General features: G+C 67.8%; 15 protein-coding genes. 6 read left to right on the top strand and 9 right to left on the bottom strand.

All coding sequences use genetic code 11. The features are described from left to right. Nucleotides 1-78: 78 nt before the first annotated feature. The 3 genes from ACQ260_RS05290 to ACQ260_RS05280 form a co-directional block, all read right to left on the bottom strand. On the bottom strand, nucleotides 79-2,196 hold the full coding sequence (locus tag ACQ260_RS05290) for a heavy metal translocating P-type ATPase (RefSeq protein WP_432558334.1): 2,118 nt from the start codon (nucleotides 2,194-2,196) through the stop codon (nucleotides 79-81). Nucleotides 2,197-2,529: 333 nt separating this feature from the next. Next, nucleotides 2,530-3,504 (bottom strand): hypothetical protein, encoded by a 975-nt coding sequence (locus ACQ260_RS05285; RefSeq protein WP_432558333.1) that lies wholly within the window; start codon nucleotides 3,502-3,504, stop codon nucleotides 2,530-2,532. Further along, nucleotides 3,501-4,151 carry a hypothetical protein gene (locus ACQ260_RS05280; protein ID WP_432558332.1) on the bottom strand — a complete coding sequence of 217 codons (651 nt, stop codon included), beginning with the start codon at nucleotides 4,149-4,151 and terminating at the stop codon, nucleotides 3,501-3,503. The genes ACQ260_RS05285 and ACQ260_RS05280 overlap by 4 nt, the downstream gene beginning before the upstream one ends. A 79-nt stretch (nucleotides 4,152-4,230) precedes the next feature. Between ACQ260_RS05280 and ACQ260_RS05275 the strand changes: the two genes are divergently transcribed. The 4 genes from ACQ260_RS05275 (at nucleotide 4,231) to ACQ260_RS05260 (ending at nucleotide 11,996) form a co-directional block, all read left to right on the top strand. Beyond that, entirely contained in the window at nucleotides 4,231-5,703 is a 1,473-nt protein-coding gene (locus tag ACQ260_RS05275; RefSeq protein WP_432558331.1) for a serine hydrolase domain-containing protein, read from the top strand. Nucleotides 5,704-5,771: 68 nt separating this feature from the next. Next, nucleotides 5,772-7,454 (top strand): energy-dependent translational throttle protein EttA, encoded by a 1,683-nt coding sequence (gene ettA, locus ACQ260_RS05270; protein ID WP_432558330.1) that lies wholly within the window; start codon nucleotides 5,772-5,774, stop codon nucleotides 7,452-7,454. Nucleotides 7,455-7,642: 188 nt separating this feature from the next. Then, the gene (ptsP, locus tag ACQ260_RS05265; RefSeq protein WP_432558329.1) at nucleotides 7,643-10,225 is read left to right on the top strand and encodes a phosphoenolpyruvate--protein phosphotransferase; all 2,583 of its coding nucleotides are present in this window, start codon (nucleotides 7,643-7,645) and stop codon (nucleotides 10,223-10,225) included. 16 nt (nucleotides 10,226-10,241) lie between these two features. After that, on the top strand, nucleotides 10,242-11,996 hold the full coding sequence (locus ACQ260_RS05260) for a PTS transporter subunit EIIC (RefSeq protein WP_432558328.1): 1,755 nt from the start codon (nucleotides 10,242-10,244) through the stop codon (nucleotides 11,994-11,996). A gap of 13 nt (nucleotides 11,997-12,009) precedes the next feature. Here the strand turns inward: ACQ260_RS05260 and ACQ260_RS05255 are convergent, their stop codons facing one another. The 3 genes from ACQ260_RS05255 to ACQ260_RS05245 all read right to left on the bottom strand — a co-directional run bounded on the left by ACQ260_RS05255 (nucleotide 12,010) and on the right by ACQ260_RS05245 (nucleotide 15,706). Continuing rightward, nucleotides 12,010-12,408, bottom strand: a complete 399-nt coding sequence (locus ACQ260_RS05255; protein WP_432558327.1) for a RidA family protein — start codon at nucleotides 12,406-12,408, stop codon at nucleotides 12,010-12,012. Between the two features lie 13 nt (nucleotides 12,409-12,421). Further along, entirely contained in the window at nucleotides 12,422-15,175 is a 2,754-nt protein-coding gene (locus tag ACQ260_RS05250) for an FAD-binding and (Fe-S)-binding domain-containing protein (protein ID WP_432558326.1), read from the bottom strand. A 75-nt stretch (nucleotides 15,176-15,250) separates the two neighbouring features. Beyond that, nucleotides 15,251-15,706 (bottom strand): MarR family winged helix-turn-helix transcriptional regulator, encoded by a 456-nt coding sequence (locus ACQ260_RS05245; protein ID WP_432558325.1) that lies wholly within the window; start codon nucleotides 15,704-15,706, stop codon nucleotides 15,251-15,253. A gap of 163 nt (nucleotides 15,707-15,869) precedes the next feature. On the opposite strand from ACQ260_RS05245, the gene ACQ260_RS05240 reads away from it, so the two are divergent. Both ACQ260_RS05240 and ACQ260_RS05235 read left to right on the top strand, forming a co-directional pair. Continuing rightward, entirely contained in the window at nucleotides 15,870-17,726 is a 1,857-nt protein-coding gene (locus ACQ260_RS05240) for an AMP-dependent synthetase/ligase (protein ID WP_432558324.1), read from the top strand. A 45-nt stretch (nucleotides 17,727-17,771) separates the two neighbouring features. Beyond that, the gene (locus ACQ260_RS05235; RefSeq protein WP_432558323.1) at nucleotides 17,772-18,629 is read left to right on the top strand and encodes an acyl-CoA thioesterase; all 858 of its coding nucleotides are present in this window, start codon (nucleotides 17,772-17,774) and stop codon (nucleotides 18,627-18,629) included. Between the two features lie 34 nt (nucleotides 18,630-18,663). On the opposite strand, the gene ACQ260_RS05230 is transcribed toward ACQ260_RS05235, so the two are convergent. From ACQ260_RS05230 to ACQ260_RS05220, 3 genes are read right to left on the bottom strand one after another with little or no spacing between them, the layout of a single operon-like run. Continuing rightward, entirely contained in the window at nucleotides 18,664-20,346 is a 1,683-nt protein-coding gene (locus tag ACQ260_RS05230; RefSeq protein ID WP_432558322.1) for a glycoside hydrolase family 13 protein, read from the bottom strand. Then, nucleotides 20,343-20,765, bottom strand: coding sequence for a globin (locus ACQ260_RS05225; RefSeq protein WP_432558321.1), 423 nt, complete (start codon nucleotides 20,763-20,765; stop codon nucleotides 20,343-20,345). Before ACQ260_RS05225 ends, ACQ260_RS05230 begins: the two co-directional genes overlap by 4 nt. A 56-nt stretch (nucleotides 20,766-20,821) precedes the next feature. Further along, nucleotides 20,822-22,501 carry a phosphoenolpyruvate--protein phosphotransferase gene (locus ACQ260_RS05220; protein WP_432558320.1) on the bottom strand — a complete coding sequence of 560 codons (1,680 nt, stop codon included), beginning with the start codon at nucleotides 22,499-22,501 and terminating at the stop codon, nucleotides 20,822-20,824. Nucleotides 22,502-22,527 lie beyond the last annotated feature (26 nt).

The following is a 22,527-nucleotide window of genomic DNA, read 5'->3' as shown; positions in this document are numbered from 1 at the left end:
CGACAAGCCACACCCCACCCGGAGGTTCCCCTCACGTCAACAACCCCACGCTGCTACCAACGTCTTGGCCGGATACAGCTAGGCGGAGCGGCCGAGCATCCGGTCGGTGGTGCGCTGCGGGGCCAGGTCGAGTCGCCGCAACAGCTGGGCGTTGAGAGCGACGAGCACGGTCGAGGCCGACATCAGGATCGCGCCGATGCTCATCGGCAGGACGAAACCGATCGGTGCGAGGACGCCTGCGGCCAGCGGCACGGCCAGCAGGTTGTAGCCGGCGGCCCACCACAGGTTCTGCTTCATCTTGCGGAAGGCCGCCCGCGACAGGTCGATGACCGAGAGCACTGAACGTGGATCGGAGGAGGCCAGGATGACTCCCGCCGAGCCAATCGCAACATCGGTGCCCGCGCCGATAGCGATGCCGACGTCTGCCTGGGCGAGGGCTGGGGCGTCATTGACGCCGTCGCCGACCATCGCGACCCTCTTGCCCTCGCGCTGGAGTTCCTCGACCTTGAGGGCCTTGTCCTCGGGGCGAACCCCGGCAAAGACGCGGTCGATGCCGAGTTCATCAGCGACCGTGTCGGCGACCGCTTGGGCGTCGCCGGTGATCATGACGACCTGAACTCCTGTGGCGTGGAGGGCGTCGACGGCGTCGTGGGACTCGGGGCGGATCTCATCCGCCAGGCGCAGGGCACCGATGACTTCCCCGTCGGCGAGGACGTGGAGGATGATCGCGCCTTCGCTCCGCCACTGCTCGGCGATCGGCAACTCCTGCGCGTTGTGCTGGTCGAGGAGGTAGGGGCCGCCGACCTCAATCACCGTGTTCTCGATGATGGCCTTCACCCCAACGGCTGGTGAGGAGGAGAAGTCCGTCGCGCGCGGCACGTCCAGGCTGCGAGCTCGTGCGGCGCCGGTGATCGCATGGGCCAGCGGATGTTCGCTGTCCGCCTCCGCGGCGGCGGCCAGCGCGAGCACCTCGTCGCCGCGTCGGTCGCCGACGGGGTCGGTCGCGGTCACGGTGGGCTCGCCCCTGGTCAGGGTGCCCGTCTTGTCGAAAAGCACGGTGTCAACGGTGCGCATGGACTCCAGCGCGAGCCGGTCCTTGATGAGCACGCCGCCACGGGCGGCACGTTCGGTGGCGATCGAGACGACCAGCGGGATCGCCAAGCCCAAGGCGTGAGGGCAGGCGATGACGAGCACGGTGATGGTGCGCACGACCGCATCGCCGGGCAGGCCGAGCAGCGCCCAGACGATGGCCGTGATGATCGCTGCGCCGAGGGCGAACCAGAACAGCCAGGCCGCGGCGGTGTCCGCGATCCGCTGCGCCCGGGACGAGGACGCCTGCGCGTCGGACACGAGCTTCTGAATGCCGGCCAGCGCGGTGTCGTCACCGGTCGCGGATACCTCGACGCGCAGCCCGGAGTCGGTGGCGATGGTGCCAGCCACCACGTGGTCGCCCCGCGCCCGGCGCACGGTCCTGGATTCGCCGGTCACCATCGATTCGTCCATCGATGCCGACCCGTCGAGGATCTTTCCGTCGGCCGGCACCGAGGCACCGGGTCGGACGATCACGACGTCCCCCACGACCAGGTCGGCCGGTGCGACCCTCACGACGTCGTCCCCCGCGACCTTCTCCGCCTCATCGGGCAACAGGGCCGCCAGGGAGTCGAGGGCTGAGGTGGTCTGCGCCAGGGAGCGCATCTCGATCCAGTGGCCCAGCAGCATGATGACCACCAGCAGCGCGAGCTCCCACCAGAAGTTCAGCTCGTGGCTGAGCACCTGCAGACTCGCCCCCCAGGAGGCGACGAACGCGACCGTGAGTGCCAAAGCGATCAGGAGCATCATGCCGGGCTTGCGGGAGCGGATCTCACTCAGCCCGCCGGTCAGGAACGGCCATCCGCCCCAGAAGAACATCACCGTGCCCAGGGTCGGGGACACCCAGCGCACCCACCCGGCGTCCGGCAGAGGCAAGCCGGTGAGGTGGGCGAACATCTCGTTGAATCCCACCACGGGGATCGCGAGGACGAGCATGATCCAGAACAGCCGCCGGAACTGCCCGACATGATCGCCATGACCACCGTGGCCGCCATGCCCGGCGTGGTCAGTGCCGTGCTCGTGCTCGGCGTGGGTGCCCTCGGCGTCGTGGCCGGTGTGTCGGTCCTCGTCGGTGTCCATGCCGTGATGGGGGTGGTGGTCCTTCATGTTTGAGTCCATTCCTCTGGAGAGGTTCCACTCGATCAAGGGCGGTGCGTCGCGTTCCTCTCGATCAAGAGGTGGGTTTGCGTCTCGCTCTCGACGGCCGATCGGTCTCGTCGGGTCGCCTCTGCGCCATGCATGCCTGATCGGCGGCCGGGTGACCACGGCCCCTGGGAGCTGTCGGGTTGGGCGCCTCGGCCCCGGACGCTTGGGGTGCAGACATCAGTTGGGAGCCCTCCCAACTGAAGCGACAATCTTCATGTTATACCCCACTGGGGTATCCTTCAAACAATCGATACGGAAGTTGTGGCCGGGAGAGCACGAGGCTCAGAGCGAGCTTCAGCGGGGCGCGGACAGACCGGCCTCCCGCAGAAGCGCCTGGATCTCCTCGCTGACCGTCTGGCGGCAGGTCCGGCCGTCGGCGAGCCTCGAACGGGAGAGATAGGACCGGCGACCCAGGTGCCGCACTGGTCCGATCGTGCGGACGGTCATGCGGCCGTCGGCGACACCACGGGCCCAGAACGAGGAGGTCCGACCCGGCCAGCGTCCCGGAAAAAGGTTGCCGATCGCCTGGATCCAATCTCTGGATCCCTTCAGATGCCACAGGTGGTGGACCCGGTCCAGCCCCGGATCCGAGGTGAGGACGCCGCCCAAGGAGATGAGATAGACGGGCATGCCGGCGCCCGCGAGGTACGACGTCGCCGCCAGCGCGATCTGCGCGCCACCACTCCAGCCCAACAACACGACCGGGGTGCCGGAGCTGGGGCGATAGCCGGCGGCGAGCAGTCGGTCCCAGATCACCCGGGCGACGCCGAGGGCGTACATCGGGCCATAGCGATCGTCCGCGGACACGGCGAACTGGAGGACGTTGCGGCCGTACACGAGAAGTTGCAGCACTTGGGTGAAGGGCAGACGACCGAGCCGTTCGACGATCCGCCACCACCAGGACGACCAGCGTCCGGAGAGGAGGGTGCGATTGGCGGGGGAATAGGGATAGACGTCGCTGATCAGGCGCACGTCGGGCAGTGCCTGCTCAAGGTCATCCAGCAGCGGCTGCTCCCCGACGGGGCTCGCCTGCTCGGTGACGGCCCCGACTCCGGAGAGATAGACGAGATAGCTCCTGCAGGACGGATCCGTCGCCGGTGCTGCGCCTCGGCTCAACTCGACACGTCGGCGGAGATCCCGCAGAGCGGCGGCCGTCGCTTGAGCCTCGTTCACGCCTTGGGTCGCCCACCAGCGCAGTGCTTCGACAGGGGCAAGCAGAAGGGCGAGCACGACCGCGGCCCCGATCATGACCAGCAGCGGGGCGATCATGCCTCGGGCTCCTCGATGAGCTCGAGCAGGAAGTTCGTGTCCAGGTGGAGCGGTCGCCCGGTGACCCGACGCCAGACCCTGTCGCGCAGCCGCGCGAGCTCCGGCCCCAATAGGTTGCCCAGGAGCAGCATGCCCAGCCAGGCGGCCAACACCAGCGCTGCCGCCGGCCACGGACCCGCCCGGAAAGTGGCGGCGACGACCGCCCACAGCACCACCAGGCTCCACACCGACAGGAGGCGGTTGAGCGCCGGCCCCAGAAGCGGGATGGCGGTGAGAAATCCGAACGCCATGGGGGCCGACGACAGGATCACGACCTTCACGATCTCGAGAGCCGTCCAGGGTTCGGTGAAGATCAGATTGCCGAGTGCCCAGAGCAGCAGGCCCTCCAGGAAGTGGGAGGCGAGAATCCCGGCGATCGCGAACACCAGGCTGAAGACCAAGGCCCAGCGCCGGACCTGGTTCGCGAGCAGCACGACGCTCTGCCCGGCGACGAGGGCGATGCCCGCCACCACGGCGATGACGATGACCGGGAACCAGGAGGTGGCGGGGGCCAGGACCGTGGCGACATCGGGATCCAGGCGCAGCGCGGCCAACCACAGGGACCACGTCTGGCCAAGCTGGTCCAACAGGCGGTGCAGCACGTCCACGGCTGTCCTCGGTGCGGCGTCAGGGGGTTTCCAATGACACCCTAGAGCCAGTGCCACGAACGACCGAGGAGTGGGAATCGTGCAGCTGTCCTTCTGGACGGATCCGGACCGTGACTTCGAGGACCCCATCGGTCGACGTCGCCGGATCATCCTCACGCTCGTCATCGCTGCTCTCGTCGGATTCCTCCTCTCCGGTGTGTGGGGGCCCGGCATCACACTCGGCCGCGGCCAGACCGGGGACCCAGCTCTCGCGGAGGACGTGCTCGACCATCTCCGCTCCAACGCAGGCTTCGAGACGATCGCGGTCGTGACACTCGACCCGGGGGGAGCGCGCCAGGCCCGGCTGGGACCGGACGAGGGATCGCACTGGGAGCTGGGCTCCATCACCAAGACCTTCACCGCACAGGTGCTGGCCGATGCCGTCGACCGGGACGAGGTGCGGCTGGAGGACACGCTGGCACAGCACCTTCCCGAGCTGGCTGGGTCCGAGGTCGGGGCAGTCACCCTCGGTGAGCTCGCTACGCACCGGGCTGGCGTACCCCGCCTGCTCCCCAGCGAATCCCGCCGCGCCCCGTTGGCGGCCCTCACGCTTCGCGACCCCTATCGGGCGACCACGCCGGAACTGCTGCAGGAGGCCCGGGCGGTTGCGCTCGAGCGACCGGGGGAGTACGCGTACTCCAACCTCGGCGCCGACCTCCTCGGCCACGCGCTGGCCCGTGCGACCGGACATGCGGACTGGACGAGCACGGTCCACACCCGGCTCCTGGAGCCCCTCGGGATGCGGGACACGGTCTTCGCCGCCACGCCCGACGAACTCCCCGCCAACCGGGTGCAGGGACACCAGACCAATGGCCGCCGTCCGCAAGCGTGGGCTGCCGAAGGTGGCTTGCCCGGCGGGGTCAGCACGTGGATCACGGTGGCGGACTTTCGGCGGTACGCGGAAGCCCTCCTCGCCGGCACCGCTCCCGGGATGACCGCTTTGGACCCGATCGCCGACGTCGGCGACGAAGGCCGCATCGGTCTGTTCTGGCAGATCAGCCCTGGACCTGAGAACCAGCAGTTGACCTGGCACAACGGCGGCACGTTCGGCGCGTCCAGCATCCTGTTGCTGGACCGTGATGCCGACAAGGCCGTGCTCGTCCTCAACAACACCTCGACCTCTGTCGATCGCCTCGGTGCCGGGTTGATCGCCGACGACAAACCGCCCCAGCCGCTGCCGGGCGTCCTCGAGATCGTGGCACTGGCAGTGATGGCGCTCGGTGCTTGGTGGGTCACGAGGCGTGCCCGGGCGGCGACCCGGCGTGCGGAGCTGATCTCCGCCGCGCTCGACCTGATCACGATCGCACTGCTCACCGCGATGATCGGTGCATGGTTCACCGTGCCCGGCTGGCTGCACGGCGTTGCGTTGGGTCTCGGGATGGGCGGACTGCTCCTGAGCGTCCGCGGCGCCGAGCGGCTTCCGCTCTATGGTTCCCGGCCCACGGCCGACAAGGTCCAGGTGGCAGTCAGCGGTCTGCTCTTGCTCGTGGTCATAGGCTTGAGGTTGGTGTGAGACCGCAGTCGGCCTCAGGCATAATGAGCCCGCCACCAATCCCGAGACACCCGTGAGGTAGTGCCTGCATGCCCGAGTTCGTGTACACGATGCACAACGTCAGAAAAACGGCCGGGGAGAAGCTCATCCTCGACAACGTCACCCTGTCCTTCTATGAAGGCGCCAAGATCGGTGTCGTCGGCCCCAACGGCGCCGGCAAGTCGACCCTTCTCAAGGTGATGGCGGGGCTGGAGAAGCCGGGCAACGGTGACGCCATGCTCGCCAAGGGCAAGACCGTCGGCATCCTGCTGCAGGAACCGCCGCTCACCGAGGGCAAGACCGTGCTCGAGAACATCGAGGAGGCGGTCGGTCAGGTCAAGAAGAAGCTCGACCGGTTCAACGAGATCGGTGAGCTCATGGCGGACCCCGATGCGGACTTCGATGCCCTGATGGAAGAGATGGGCGACCTCCAGACCGACCTCGACCACGCCAACGCCTGGGACATCGACTCCCAGCTCGAGCAGGCGATGGACGCGCTGCGCTGCCCGCCGCCTGACACGATCGTCGACGTGCTGTCCGGTGGTGAGCGCCGCCGCGTGGCCCTGTGCAAGCTCCTGCTCCAGCAGCCCGACCTGCTGCTCCTCGACGAGCCCACCAACCACCTCGACGCCGAGAGCGTGAACTGGCTGGAGGGCCACCTCAAGTCTTATCCGGGCGCTGTCCTCGCCGTGACCCACGATCGATACTTTCTCGACAACGTGGCCGAATGGATCTGCGAGGTCGACCGCGGTCGCCTGCACCCCTACGAAGGCAACTATTCGACGTACCTCGAGACCAAGCGCGCCCGCCTCCAGATCGAGGGCCAGAAGGACGCCAAGCGCGCCAAGATCCTGGAGAAGGAGCTCGAATGGGTTCGCTCCAGCCCCAAGGCGCGACAGGCCAAGAACAAGGCCCGACTTGCCCGCTATGAAGAGATGGCGGCCGAGGCCGAGCGAAATCGCAAGATCGACGCCTCCGAGATCAACATCCCGCCGGGCCCCCGACTGGGCACCGATGTGCTCGCCGTCAAGAACCTCACCAAGGCGTTCGGCGACCGCGTGCTGATCGAAAACCTGTCCTTCACGCTGCCGCGCTCGGGCATCGTCGGCATCATCGGACCGAACGGCGTCGGCAAGTCGACACTGTTCAAGATGATCGTCGGCGAGGAACAGCCCACGAGCGGCGAGCTCAACCTCGGCAAGACGGTGTCCATTTCCTATGTCGACCAGGGACGTGGCGGCCTCGACCCGAACCGCAACGTGTGGGAGGTCGTGTCGGACGGCCTCGACTTCATCAAGGTGGCCAACTTCGAGATGGCGTCCCGCGCCTACGTCGCCTCGTTCGGTTTCAAGGGCCCGGACCAGCAGAAGCCGACCGGCGTTCTCTCCGGTGGAGAGCGCAACCGCCTCAACCTGGCGCTGACCCTGAAAATGGGCGGCAACCTGCTGCTCCTCGATGAGCCCACCAACGACTTGGACGTCGAGACCCTGCAGTCGCTCGAGGATGCGCTGCTCGAGTTCCCCGGTTGCGCCGTCGTGATCTCCCACGATCGCTGGTTCCTCGACCGGGTGGCCACGCACATCCTGGCCTGGGAAGGCGATGACGAGAACGAGGCCAAGTGGTTCTGGTTCGAGGGCAACTTCGCCGATTACGAGAAGAACAAGATCGACCGGCTCGGCCCCGAGGCCGCCCGGCCGCATGCCAGCACCCACCGACGGCTGACTCGCGACTAACTCGCGACTGACGAAGCGCGACGAAGGCGGTTCTTACTCGATCACCTTCAGAACACCGTCTCGAAAGGGAAACTTCGCGCCGGCGGCTCGTGGCCGCCCGGCCGCGGGGTTACGCTGACCCGAGCGGACTTGGCCGCCGGGACAGCGGGGTCCCGGCGAGCGGACGGTCCTTGTTCAGGAGGTCGGCTGTGAGCGCCCCAAGCAACGGATCCCGGGTCGAGGTCATCGCCCCACTTACCGGGATTCTGGTCCCGATCGATCAGGTGCCGGACCCGGTCTTCGCCAGGAAGATGGTCGGCGAGGGCTTCTCTATCGATCCTTTGAGCAGCGCTGTGCTCGCGCCCGTTTCCGGGGAGGTCATCGACCTCCAGCCGTCCGGCCACGCGATCACGATCCGTTCCGCGGAGGGACTGGAGGTCCTCATCCACGTCGGGCTGGACACGGTCAAGATGGCGGGGGAGGGCTTCTTGCCGAAGGTACGCGCGGGTGACCGCGTGGCGCCCGGCGACCTGTTGCTCGAGTTCGACCTCGACAAGGTGGCGCTCGAGGCCAAGAGCTTGTTGACACAGGTCGTCATCACCAACTCGGAACTCGTCGGCAGCATCGCACCGCGCACCGGTGTGGTCACCGCCGGGACCGACATCGCAGCCGAGGTCGTCCTGGCCGATCCTGCGAGTGCTCAGGCAGGTGCCGGCGAGGGACGAAAGGCCACGTCGGAGGCTCTGCTGTTGCCGAACCCCACCGGGCTGCACGCCCGACCGGCGGCCACCCTCGTCGCCCTCGCCAAGACGTTCACCTCGGACGTCAGGCTGCGGCACGGGGAGGACTCGGCCAACGCGAAGAGCATCATGGCTCTTATGGGCCTGGCACTGGCCCGCGGCGACAAGCTCACGGTCACGGCGCACGGCCCGGACGCGGACCGCGCGGTCACGGAGATCGCGAGGGCCATCCGGGACGGGCTCGGCGAAGACTGTCCCCCGATCGGTCCGGCCGACGCGGTGGCCGACAACACCCATGCTGCGCCCGAACCCGCCGAGCCCACCGAGCCCGCTCGTCCTCGTTCCGGTGACCCCAATCTGCTCCTGGGGGTGTCCGCGTCGCCCGGTCTCGGCATCGGCAAGGTCGTCCAATGGCGACCGATCGACATCACGGTCGAGGAGACCGCGGAGAATCACCACCTCGAGCGACGCAAGCTCAACTCGGCCATCGACCGGGCGCTGCTGGACCTCTCCGCGCTCCAGCGCCGCCTCGAGGAGGACTCCGACCCGGGCAAGGCCGCTATCTTCGGTGCCCATGCCGAAATCCTGGCCGACCCTGAGCTCCTTGATCTGGCGGTCAGCGCGATCGACAAGGGCCGCAGCGCTCCGTTCGGGTGGCGTGCGGCATACAACGACTATGCCGACCGCCTCGCAGCCCTCCCGAACGAGGTTCTCGCGGGCCGTGCCAACGACGTCCGGGACGTCGGTCAACGAGTCCTGGAGGAGCTCACCGGCCAGCGGGCCGAGCGGCCCGAACTCGCCGAGGGCACCATCCTTATCGCCGAGGACCTCACCCCGTCCGACACCGCGCAGCTCGACCGCACGAAGGTGGTCGGCTTCGCCACCGCGGCCGGCGGCGCTTCCTCCCACGTGGCGATCATCGCCCGGTCGATGGACATCCCTGCTGTGGCAGGCATCGAGAGCCGTGCGCTCGACATCGTCGACGGCGAGTCCGTGGTCCTCGACGGATCCAAGGGCACACTGCGGCTCAACGTGAGCGACGCCGACATCGCCGACATTCGCGACCGTCAGCGCCGGCAGGCCGAACGCAAGGCAGTGGAGGAGGAGCACAAGGACGAGCCCGCGATCACCACCGACGGCCGCCGCATCGCGGTGGTCGCGAACATAGGCAACGTCGAGGACGCCCAGGAGTCCCAGACCCGAGGCGGCGAGGGAGTCGGGTTGCTCCGCAGCGAGTTCGTGTTCCTCGACCGCAGCACGGCGCCGACCGTCGAGGAACAGGCGCAGATCTACGCCGATTGCGCCCGCGCCCTCGCGCCCGGGCAACCGCTGGTCATCCGCACTCTGGACGTCGGTGGTGACAAGCCATTGCCCTATCTGCCGCTGCCCGCCGAGGAGAACCCGTTCCTCGGGGTCCGCGGCGTCCGCGTCGGGCTGGAAAAGCCCGACGTTCTGCGCGCCCAGTGCCAAGCGATCCTGCAGGCTGCGAACGCCGGTGCCCACTTGCACGTCATGTTCCCGATGATCGCCACGATCGATGACTGGCGGCAGACGAAGGCCATCTGGGACGACGAGCGCGACCGCAGCGGCATCACCTCCCCGGTCTCTGTGGGCATCATGATGGAGGTGCCGTCGGTCGGGGTGATGGCCCGCCAGTTCGCCGCCGAGGAAGGGTGCGACTTCTTCAGTGTCGGCACCAACGACCTGACCTCCTACACGCTCGCGATGGATCGCGGCCATCCCAAGCTGGCCGCTCAGGTCGATCCGTGCAATCCGGCCGTCCTCAGCCTCATCGCCCACGCGGCTGAGGCGCTGCACGATCAGGGCAAGTGGCTCGGTGTCTGCGGCGGCGTCGCCTCGGACCCGCAGGCCGTCCCGATCCTCGTCGGTCTCGGCGTCGATGAGCTGAGCTGCTCGATTCCGGCGATTCCCGCGGTCAAGGCGATGGTGCGGGCGTACGCGTACTCCACCTGCCAAGACCTCGCCGCCCAGGCCTTAGCCTGCGCCACTCCCGCCCAAGTCCGTGCTCTCGTCCCGATGGACGAGGCCTGAGTCGGCAAGGAACACCATGTCGAACACAGCAACTGAAATCGTCGCCAGCGTCGGCGGGGCCGACAACATCAGCAGCCTCACCCACTGCGCGACACGCCTGCGCTTCCAGCTCATCGACTCCTCGGTCGTGGACACCCCGACCGTGGAGAGCATCAAAGGCGTGATGGGTGGCGTGCCCCAGGCTGGCAACCGTTATCAGATCATCGTCGGCGGCGGCGTCCAGAATTTCTACAACGACATTCTCGCCCTGCCCGAGATGCAGAACCTCAGCGCCAAGTCCGACGCCGACGTCAAGGCCGCCGCCCGGGCCGGCGGACCGCGCGGCAAGGTCGCGTGGCTCGACAACTTCTTCGAATATCTGTCCGATGCCTTCCGCCCCATCCTGCCGGCGCTGCTGGGTGCGTCGCTGTTCATCACCTTCATGTCGTTGATGAGCACCCTCGGCATCATCGGCAACTGGGCGGATCCGCGCACGGACCTGCCACCGTCGTGGCAGTTCGTCAACCTCATGTGGCAGACAGTCTTCGTGTTCCTGCCGCTGATGGTCGCGTACAACGCCTCGAAGAAGGTCGGTGCCGACCCTTGGGTGGGCTTCGCCGTGATGGCGATCGTGATGCTCCCCGGGTTCGCCGCCCTGCAGGAGATCGCCACCCCGCAGACCGTGTTCGGCAGTGAGGTCCAGACCGTCGAGATCTTCGGGCTACCTCTGACGATCTTCAACTACAGCTCGCAGGTGTTCCCACCGCTCATCATGGCGGGCGTGCTCGGCCCGCTCTACAAGCTCCTCAAGAAGGTCATTCCCGAGAACGTCCAGCTGATCTTCGTGCCGTTCATCGCGATGCTCATCATGCTCCCGTTGACGGCATTTCTGATCGGCCCGTTGGGGGTGTACGCCGGCGCCGGCGTTGCGAATGTCCTGCGGATGGTCAACGACTTCTCGCCGTTCATCTTTGCGATCGTGATTCCGTTGGCGTATCCGTTCATGGTGCCCTTGGGCCTCCACTGGCCGATCAACGCGGTGATGCTGCTGAACATCCAGACCTTGGGTTATGACTTCATCCAGGGACCGATGGGTGCGTGGAACTTCGCGGCGTTCGGCGCGACAGCCGGCGTCTTGGTGCTCGCGATGCGTGACAAGGACATCCAGATGCGCCAGACCGCGACGGGTGCGTTGGCGGCTGGCCTGCTCGGTGGCATCTCCGAGCCCTCGCTCTATGGCATCCACCTGCGGTTCAAACGGATCTATCCGCGGATGCTCATCGGCTGTCTCGTCGGTGGTCTGATCATCGGTTTCGGCGGCGGTCTTCGGACCCAGGCATTCGTGTTCACGTCGCTGCTGACGATCCCCGCGTTCGACAACGTTGTGCTGTATCTCATCGCAATCGCCGCCGCGTTCTTCACCTCGATGTTGCTGGTGATCTTCACCGACTACCGCACCGCCGAGCAGCGCGCGGCGAAGACCGCTGATCTCGCGCCGCCGGAGGCTGCCCCGATCGTCATCGTCGTCGGCGACCAGGAGGCCACCCAGGCCAAGCAGTGGCTCACCGCACTCGGCGAGCGGGACAACGTCGAGAAGGTGGACCTGGTCGCGGAGACGCGGCTGCGGGTGCAGGTGAAGGATTCTGCCCAAGTCGACACCGCCGCCCTGCAGCGCGCGGGGTTGGCGGGGGCGGTCGAAGTCTCGCCCGGCGTGTGGCACCTGGTCGCGGGGTTGACGGCGGATCAATACGCCCAGGAGATCAACCGCCGCCTCGCCAACGTGTCAGCCTGAGGTCGAGCGCGCGTCAGCGGGCGGCGACCGCCTCGATCTCGACCAGAAGCCCGTCCATCGACAGTCGATCGATGCCGACCAGAGTCACCGCGGGGGGCTGCTCCGCATCGAAGTATTCCGCGCGGATGTCCCGAATCGCGGCGGTCTGGCTGGGGTCGAGATCGACGATATAGACGTTCACCTTGACCAGATCTGCCATCGTCGCGCCCTGTGCCGCGAGGGCGATGACGAGGTTGTCCAAGGTGCCCCGCACCTGTGCGGCGAGGTCGCCCGGGTTGCGGACCTTGCCCTGGGCGTCGCAATCGATCTGCCCGGAGACGAAGATCCATCGCGCCGCGCCTTCGACGGCGACGGTCTGGCTGAAGGCCTTGCCGACGAACAAATCCTGCGGGTTGATCACGTTGCGGTTCACTGTTGTTCTCCTCTCATCGAAGGCGCGGTCCGGTCAGGAGTTGCGCCAATGTGACGGCCTTGCGGCCCTCCAGCTGCTCGACCTGCAGGCGGCAGGAGAACCCGTCGGCCAGCACCACAGCATCGGGCCCGGCGGCCCGGAGGGCCGGCAACAGGTCGTTCTCCGCAACCGCGACCGACACCTCATAGTGTCCCTGCTCCACCCCGAAGTTGCCCGCGAGCCCGCAGCAACCGCCCAGCGTCTGCACTGTCGCGCCGGTCCGCTTGAGCAGCGCCGCGTCGGCGGCCCAACCGAGCACCGACGCGTGATGGCAGTGCGGCTGGGCGACCACCGTGAGGCCGGACAGGTCCGGCGCCTCCCATTCGGGGGTCTCGGCCAGCAACTCGGCGACCGTCCGGATCCCCGTCGCCACGTCCTGCACGCGCGGATCGTTCGGCAGCAGTTCGAACGCATCGCTGCGCCACACGGCCGTGCACGACGGCTCGACCCCGACGATCGGCACGCCGGCCGCCACGATCGGGTGCAGCACGTCCAGCGCCGCCGTCAACTGGCGCCGGGCACCATCGCGCTGTCCGGTGGAGATCCAGGTCAGCCCACAGCAGGCCTTCTCGTTGATGAACCGTGGCGCGTACCCCGCATCCACCAGCAGCTCCATCAACGGCTTGATCCCGTCGAACTCGAAGCAATCCGAGAACGAGTCGAGCCAGATCGCGACCGGCTTGCCCTGCACCGGGATCGTCGCGGCGCGCTTCTTGTTCGATCCGGAGGCGAACCGCGGCAGTCCGCGCCGCACGTCGACGCCCGCGGCGCGCTTCAGCAGCGACCCGAGCCCCGGCACGTTGAACACCGCGTTCACCAGCGGTCCCACGCGCAGCGCCGAGATCAGCCGGCCCCAGCGAGGAAGCCAGCCGAGCGCATAGTGGTTCATCGGGCGCAGGCGCCCCGCGTACTTCTGATCCGTCGCGATCGACTTGTACGCCGCCATGTCGATTCCCGTCGGACAGTCCCGGGCGCACCCCTTGCACGACAGGCACAGGTCCAGCGCCTCGGCGAGTTCGGGGGAGTCCCACCCGGTGATCAGCTCACCGTTCACGAGCTCCTGCAGCACCCGGGAGCGGCCGCGGGTCGAGTCCTTCTCCTCGCCCGTGGCGCGATAGCTCGGGCACATGACCTGACCGGCACCGCTGGCATCCGCGAGGCACTTGCCCACGCCGGAGCACTGATGGACGGCCTCGACGAATTCGGGATGGGTACGCCGCAGCGGTGCGGTCCGGATCGCCGGCACGCGCAGGTCGGCCTCGACGGGCCGCGGATCGACGAGGACACCGGGATTGAGGTGGTTCGCCGGATCGAAGAGCGCCTTCACCTGGGCCATCAAGGCGATGGCCTCGGTGGAATACATGCGCGGGAGCAGCGCGGAGCGGGCGCGACCGTCGCCGTGCTCACCGGACATCGAGCCGCCATAGCCGGCCACGAGGTCGGCGGCCTCCTCGACGAACTGCCGATAGGCGCCCGGCCCGTCGGGGCTGTCGAGCGGGAAGTCGATGCGGCAGTGGACGCAGCCGTCGCCGAAGTGGCCGTACGGCAATCCCTGCACACCGTGTCGGCTCATCAGCGCGTCGAAGTCGCGCAGATAGGCGCCCAGCTTCTCCGGCGGCACGGCGGCGTCCTCCCAGCCCGCGTACGCCGGCCGGTCCAGACTCACCCCGGCCAGGCCCGCGCCGTCCGCGCGGATCTTCCACAGCGCCGCGACCTCGGTCGGATCGGTCACGACCCAGCCGTCGAGGTGGGAGGTCTCCGCCATGAGGGCTCCCGCGCGCTGGGCGAGGACGGCTTCGTCATAGTCGACGAGCTCGACGAACACCCAGCCCTCACCCGCCGGCAGGCGGGGCACCGCGGCCGGTCCGTGCTGGCGCGCCACGACATCGACGATCCGCTTGTCCAGCCCCTCGGCCGCGGTGGGGTTGTGTCGCAGGATCGCGGGGGAGTCGTCGGCGGCGTCGGCCATGGTCGGATAGCCGAGCGCGATCATCGTCTTGAACGGCGCATCGGCCACCAGCCGGACCGTCGCCTCGAGGATGACCGCGAGCGTGCCTTCGGTCCCGGCGAGGAACTTCGCGACATCGAACCCGTTCTCCGGGAGCAGATGCTCCAGCGAATAGCCCGACACCTGGCGGCCGAACCGGCCGAACTCGGTGCGGATGAGCGCGAGGTTCGCCTGCACGAGATCGCGCAGGGCGTCCAGCGTCGGGGAGGGCGGGGCGGGCTCACCGGAGGTCACCGTCAGCCGTTCGCCCGTGCCCAGCAGGACATCGAGCGCGACCACGTTGTCCGCGGAACGCCCATAGCCCAGTGCGCGCGGGCCGCAGGCGTTGTTGCCGATCATTCCGCCGATCGTGCAGCGGTTGGAGGTGGAGGGGTCCGGCCCGTAGCGCAGTTCGTGCGGTGCCGCGGCCTTCTGCAGTTCCGACTGCACGACGCCGGGCTGCACGCGGGCGGTCCGTGCGTCGGGGTCGATCTCGAGCACGTGATGGAGGTGTCGACGCATGTCCACGACGAGCCCCGGGCCGACGGCATTGCCGGCGCAGGAGGTGCCGGCGCCGCGGCTGGTGATCGGCGTACCCCTCTCGAATCCCGCCCGGAGCACCTCTTCCAGTTCCTCGACCGACGCCGGGAACGCGACGGCCTCGGGGACCACTCGATAGAGGCTCGCGTCGGTCGAATAGAGCGCGCGGGTGAGGGTGGAGGCGTCGAGCTGGGCAGTCATGCGGGCCAGTCTGCCACCGAGGTACGCGGGGTCAGGCGGGGTTCCAGCAGCCCTTCCGGCCGCCGGTTCCGGGCGTCATTCCGCGGACAGGACCGCCTCGAAGGCCCGACCGAGCGCGCGGAAATCCTCGGGGTCGACCGGCTCGATGAACGCGTTGCGCACGGACTCGACGTGACTCGGCGCCGCCTCCTTGAGCAGCTCGAATCCTTCGTCGGTCAGGTGGGCCCAGACGCCGCGACGGTCAGTGGGGCAGGCCTCGCGTTCGACGAAGCCGGCCTTTTCCATGCGGGCCACCGTGTGGGTCAGCCGGGAACGGGACTGGTGGACCTTTTCCGCCAGGTCCGACATCCGGAGCCGGCGTTGGTCGGCCTCCTCGAGGCTCACGAGGATCTCGTATTCCCCGAGATCGATCCCGAACTGCCGGAGCGCGTCGTCGAGCCGCTCGTTGACGCGTGCGACCCCGAGCAGATAGGTCCGCCAAATGCGTTGCTGTTCCCGATCGAGCCAGCGCGCCTGAACCCTCTCCGACATGCGTCCACACTATCAAAGGTTGACGGTTCAACTTTGGGATTGGCAATATTCCTGCCGCGGACGGGACCGGCTCCCACCGCCGAGGGTTGTCAGTGTGGGTAGGATCACAATCCACGGCGACAGAGCGGTCTGCCGTGACTGGGTAGGGATTTGAGGGGCACCAATGGGGGATTACACGGGCGCGATCGATGAGCGGACCCGGGAGTTGCTGGCGGAGAAGTCGCGCAACATGGGTGAGATGCTGGTCAAGCGGGCGGTCGCTGACCCCCACCGCATCGCGTTCCGCTATCCCGATGCACGGGAGGACTGGCAGGAACTCACTTGGCTCGGGACGAAGGAATTCGCCTTTGATCTTGCGGCAGCCATGCTCGCAGTGGGACTGCAGCCGGAGGATCGCGTCGCGATCGCAGCCACCACGCGCATCGAGTGGATCCTCGCGGACCTCGCGATCATGTGCGCCGGCGGCGCGACCACCACGATCTATCCGACCACCCAGTCCGAGGACGTGAACTACATCCTCGCCGACTCGGATTCCCGGATTGCGATCGTCGAGGACGCCGAACAACTGGCCAAACTGCAGGAGCACCCCGAGATCGTCGAGAACCTGCTCGCGATCGTGTTGATGGACGGTGACGACCCCGGGGAGCGTGTCCACAGCTGGGCCGACTTCCGCCAGTTGGGCAAGGCACACCGCGAGACCCATCCCGATCTGGTCGACAATGTCATCGCCGACATCGGCCCGGAGCGGCTCTCGACGCTCATCTACACGTCCGGGACCACCGGCCGGCCGAAGGGGGTCCGGCTCGACCACGAGGCGTGGACCTATCAGGGCCGCGCCGTCGAGATGATGCAGCTCGCCACTGCGGACGATGTCCAATACCTGTGGCTGCCTCTCTCGCACGTGTTCGGCAAGTGCCTCCTCTCCATCCAGCTGCAGATCGGCTTCACCACCGCGGTCGACGGCCGCATCGACAAGATCGTCGACGGTCTGGGCGCGATCAAGCCGACGTTCATGGCAGGCGCTCCCCGCATCTTCGAGAAGGTGCGTGCCCGTGTGATGGTCGGCAATTCCGTCGGGCTGAAGAGCAAGATCGCCCGCTGGGCATTCAGCGTCGGCAAGCGCTCGATTCCCTATCGGATCGAGGGGCGTCCGCTGCCGGGCGCGCTCGGCCTGCAATACCGCATCGCCGACAAGCTCGTGTTCAGCAAGCTCAAGGCGCGTCTCGGCGGGAACCTGCGCTTCATGGTGTCCGGGTCGGCGAAGCTGTCCCGTCAGGTCCAGGAGTGGTTCTATGCCGCCGGGATTCTCGTGGTCGAGGGTTACGGCATGACCGAGACCTCTGCGGTCATCTGCGTCAACCATCCCGACCTCCCGCGCCTCGGCACCGTCGGTCCGCCCCTCGCCGGCAGCAAGTTCAAGATCGCCGAAGACGGCGAGTTGCTCGTCCGCGGCCCCGGCGTGACCCGCGGATATCACAAGCTGCCCGATCTGACGGCGGAGACGATCATCGACGGGTGGCTGCACACCGGTGATATCGGTGAGCTCGACGATGACGGCTACCTGCGGATCACCGACCGCAAGAAGGACCTCATGAAGACCTCGGGCGGCAAATATGTGGCGCCGCAGAAGGTCGAGGGCACGCTCGTGGCGTCCTGCCCCTATATCGCACAGGCGATCGCGACGGGCGACTCCCGCAAGCACATCTCTGCGCTGCTGGTTCTCGACCCCGATGCCCTCAAGGGCTGGGGCGAGAATCATGACGGTGGCAAGCTGAAGGGCTTGGACTACAAGGAGCTCACCCAGCACCCCGAGGTCGAGACGATGCTGCAGCGTTATGTGGACAACGCGAACGGTCGCCTGGAGCGGTGGGAGACCGTCAAGCGCTTCAAGGTGCTCGACCATGAGCTGAGCGTCGACGACGGCGCAGTGACCCCGAGCCTGAAGATCCGGCGTGCCCGGGTCGAGGATTCGTACGCGGACCTCATCGACTCGATGTATGAGAAGGAAGAAGAGGACTGACGCCCTGTGGCGTACACGCTCGAATGCCCCACCCGGTGGGGTGACATGGATGCCTATCACCATCTGAACAACGGCAGCTACGTGGAGTTCCTGCAGGAAGCGCGCGTCAACTTCCTGCATTCGGGCGACTTCGCCTACATGCTGGGTGACGAACCGGTCCCCGGCGCCGAAGGCCCCAACCCGAACGCGATCCTCGTGACCGGGCACCAGGTGGAATACCTGCGAGCGGCGGAACACGGCAGCCCGGTGCAGGTCACGCTGGTGGTGGACCGTCTGGGTGCGGCGCGGTTCACGCTGGCGTACGACCTGGTCAGCGACGGGCACCTGATCGCGCGCGCCCGGACCGTCCTCTGCCCGTTCGATCTGGAGACCAACCAGATCCGCCGGCTGACTCCGCTGGAGAAGGCGTGGTTCCAGGGGTACGCGGAGCCGGTCGAGCCGCTGCCCACCGTGCCGAAGATGCGGGTGGGGGATCACCCGGCCTTCGAATTCCCGCTGCACGTTCGGTGGGGCGACCTCGACTCCTATCGCCACGCGAACAACGTGAAATATTTCACGTACGTCCAGGAAGCGCGCGTCGCGTTGCTCCGCGACCTCGCGGATCGCCGCCCGGCCGGCGCGGACCGCGCGGGGAACTGGATGGTGGTCCGCCAGGACATGGAGTACGCGGTCCAGATCGACTTCCGGCCGGAACCCTACCTCGTGCGAACGGCTGTCCAACGCATCGGGAGGACCTCCCTGACCCTGGCGGCGGAGATCATCGACCCGGCCACAGGAACGCTCCACGCATCGTCTCGGACGGTGCTCGTGCACATGACGATCGAGGGGCCGACCGCACTCCCGGACTGGTTGCGGGAGGCAGTGGCCCCGTGGGAGCTCGGCGTTCCGACCCCCACGGGCTAGCGCCGCCGGCCCCGCCCGGTTCCGGTGAGCGTGGTCAGATGGAGAGCCACACCGCCTCGTCCTGTTCCACGCGGCCCGAGTTCGGGTCGCCGGAGTGGACGAGAACCATGGCGTCCTCGGGGATCGCGACAGCCGCGGAGCCGAAGTTGACGATGCACCGGAACCCCGGTTCGCGGGCGAAATCCAGCACCTCGGCACCGGACTCGATCCAGGTCAGAGTGCCGTCCCCAAGCGCTCGGTTGCGTCGACGTTCGGTGAGCGTCGCGCGATAGAGCGCGAGGAAACTGGTCGGGTCGTGCTGCTGGGCCTCGACCGTGCGGGTCGCCCAGCGGTCGGGCATCGGCAGCCAGGGCTCGCCCCCGGGGCCGAACCCGAACGGCGACTCGGTGCCCGACCACGGGATCGGGACCCGGCACCCGTCCCGGCCGTGCACGGTGTGACCGGACCGTTCCCAAGTCGGATCCTGCAGTGAATCCTCGGGCAGGTCGTCCACCTCGTCGAGGCCGAGTTCGTCGCCCTGATAGACGTACGCCCCACCTGGCAGCGCCAGCTCCAGCAGCACTGCCGCACGCGCCCGGCGCCGGCCGAGCTCGAGATCGGTCGGCAGCGCGCGCAGGTATTCGTCGTCCTTCTGCGCGTCCGGCTCAACGCCTTCCGGCCCGTAGGGGACACCGGTGATGGCCTTGCCATAACGGGTCGCGACCCGCACGTTGTCGTGGTTGGCCAGCACCCAGGTGCAGGGCGCGCCGACCGCCTGATGGGTGCGCAGGCTGAGGTCGATCACATTGCGCTGTGATTCCGCGGTCCATTCGCACAGGAGCGCATCGAAGTTGAAGGTGGTGTGCAACCGGCCCTGCGTCACATAGTTCGTGACGCGGTCGGACGGCAGATAGGCCTCGGACACGAAGACCCGCGCACCACGCGCAGACTCGGCGTACTCATCCGCAACCCCACGCCACCGCCGGTGGATCGTGTCGAGATCAGGCCGGTCCCACAGCGGATTGCCGATGTATTTCGCCAGGTTGGAGACACCGTCCGCCACGTTGGGCAGATCGGGATGCTTGGCCATCGAGTCGGCGACATCGATGCGGAAACCGTCGATCCCACGGTCGAACCAGAACCGCAGAATGTCGTCGAACTCGTCGGCGACCCGTGGGTTAGCCCAGTTCCAGTCGGGCTGGCGGACGTCGAAGAGATGCAGATACCACTGCTCCGGGACACCGTCCGCGCCGATCACGCGCTCCCACGCCGGTCCACCGAACATCGCCTGCCAGTCGTTGGGCGGCAGTTCCCCGTCCGCACCGCGACCGTCGCGGAACCAGAACAGCTCGCGCTCGGGCGATCCGGGGCCGGCCGCCAGCGCCGCCTGGAACCACGGGTGTTCGTCGGAGCAGTGGTTGGGCACGAGATCGATGAGCACGCGCAGGCCGAGCTCGTGCGCGCGGGCGATGAACGCGTCCGCATCGGCGAGCGTGCCGAAGTCGGGGTGGATGTCGCGATAGTCGCTGACGTCATAGCCGCCGTCGGCGAGCGGCGACGGATACCACGGCGAAACCCAGACCGCGTCGACGCCCAGGTCGACGAGGTGCGGGAGCCTGTCGAGCATGCCCCGGACGTCGCCGGTGCCGTCTCCGTCGCGGTCTGCGAAGGACCGGGGATAGATCTGATAGACGACGGCGCTGCGCCACCAGTCCGGGTGCTTCGCGGGGAAAGTCACAGCGTGAGGCCCTTTCGAGGTTCCGGGGTCTCGATCGTGTTCACCATGACATCGGCGGCACGTTCGAAGTATTCCCACATCTCGTCGTGATATTCGGCCGGCAGCCCTAGTTCGTCGAGCGCGACCTTCATGTAGCGCAACCAGGTGTCGCGCTCCTTGTGTGTGATGACGAACGGAGCATGGCGCATCCGCAGCCGCGGGTGGCCGCGCTGTTCCGAATAGGTCGTCGGACCACCCCAATATTGCTTCAGGAACAGCTGCAGCCGTTCCTCCGCCGGCCCGAGATCCGCCTCGGGATAGAGCGCCCGGAACTCCGCATCGGCCGCCACCTGCTCATAGAACCGGGCGGTGAGCTTCTCGAAGGTCGGCGCGCCGCCCACGGCGTCATAGAAGTTCTCGGGATCTTGTTCGGCAGTCACCTTCCGCATGCTAGCCGGGGCGAAAAAGGAGGACGCAGGGTCCGCTGATCGACCAGTTAACGGAACCGGCTGCGGATCAACTCGCGGACCTCGGTGGCGCTCGAACACGCCAGCGCGCGCTGGGCCAGGTCGGTCAGCTCGACGATCGACGAAGTGCGCAGGCGCGCCTTCACCATCGGCACCGCCGGTGCGGCGGGGGTGAGCTCCCGGGCGCCCAACCCGACGAGCAGGGCCGCGACGTCGGGGTCGGTGTTCGCGTCCCCGCAGACCGCGACCAGTGCCTCGGGCCGAGACTCGTCGGCGACCGTCCGGATCAACCGCAGCACCGCCGGGTCCAAGGGGTCGGCCAGCAGGTGCAGCGCGGCGTTCCCGCGCTCGGCCGCGGTCGTGTATTGCGTCAGGTCGTTCGTGCCGATGCTCACGAAATCCAGGCGCTGGGTCATCAAGCGGGCCCGCAGGGCAGCCGCGGGGATCTCGACCATCATCCCGACCTGCAGGTCGTCCGGCCGCCCGATCCGAGCCGCCACGTCGTCCAGCAGGCCGAGCGCCCAGTCGATCTCCTCGACCGTCGTCACCATCGGGAACATCAGGCTCAACGGTGTCTGCCGACCTGCCCGGCACACAGCCTCGATCTGATCGATGAGCAGCTCGGGGCGGTTGCGGAAAACGCGCAGACCACGGACGCCGAGGAACGGGTTCTCCTCGGCATCCAACGGCAGGAACGGCACGGTCTTGTCGCCGCCGATGTCCCAGGTCCGCACGATCATCCGCTTGCCGCCGAGCGTGCGCCCCAGCCGCAGGAACGCCTGCTCCTGTTCCTCCACCGTCGGCGGGTGCGGGGAACCGCCGAACAGGATCTCGGTCCGGATCACCCACCCGTCCGCGCCCCCGGCCACCATCTCCTCGGCGTCGGCCTCGGCGAGCACGTTGGCATAGACCTCGATGTGGGTGCCGTCGGAGGTGTATGCCGGCTCGAGTGCATGCGCCTGCGCCTCGGCCTGCAGCTCCTCCAGATCACGCAGGATCTGCTGGAATTCGGCCAACTCGTCCGCGTCGGGATTCACCGCGATGCGGCGGTCTCCGCGGGCCACGAAAGCGATCGTGGCTCCGCTCTCCACGCCGGAGGCGGCGTCGCCCGCCGCGGGAAAGATGGGGATGCCGCGGGAGCGCGCGATGATCACACCGTGTCCGGTGGCGCCGCCACCGATCGTGACGACGCCGAGCACCTGTGACGGGTCGAGCGTGACTGCCATGCCGGGGTCGAGGACCGGCACCACGACGATCCCCGGTCGTTCGGTCTCGAACTCCGTCGGCGTGCCCGTGAGCAGCGCCAGCACCCGATGCTCCACGCTGTCGGCCAGCTCGAGCTGGCCCGGCGCGTCCGGCAGGCCCTGCAGCCATGGGCGATGTCGTTCGACGGCGGCCGTCCAGGCTCCGGTCGCTGGCTCGCCGGCGTCGATCAGTCGGAATGCCTCATCGGTCACCCGGGTGTCGAGCAGCAGGTCCCGTTGCGCGCCGAAGATCGCGGCGTTGGCCCGGATCGGTTTGGCGGCCAGCTTGCGCAGTTGTTTCTCTGCCTTGGTCAGCGTCTTTTCCAGGCGACGACGCTCCTTGGCCGGATCGCCGGGGTCATAGGCGTTGAGATGGAGATCGGGCTTCGCGATGATCGCGGGTCCGATCGCCACACCGAGACCGGACCCCTGTTTGGATCCGTTCGGACGGGCTTTGGTCTCCATGGACATCCCTTCTGCGGCCACGTTGC

The organism is Ammonicoccus luteus (assembly GCF_050880385.1).
Taxonomy (GTDB): Bacteria; Actinomycetota; Actinomycetes; order Propionibacteriales; family Propionibacteriaceae; genus Enemella.
This window is presented reverse-complemented; position numbering and strand designations above follow the sequence as displayed.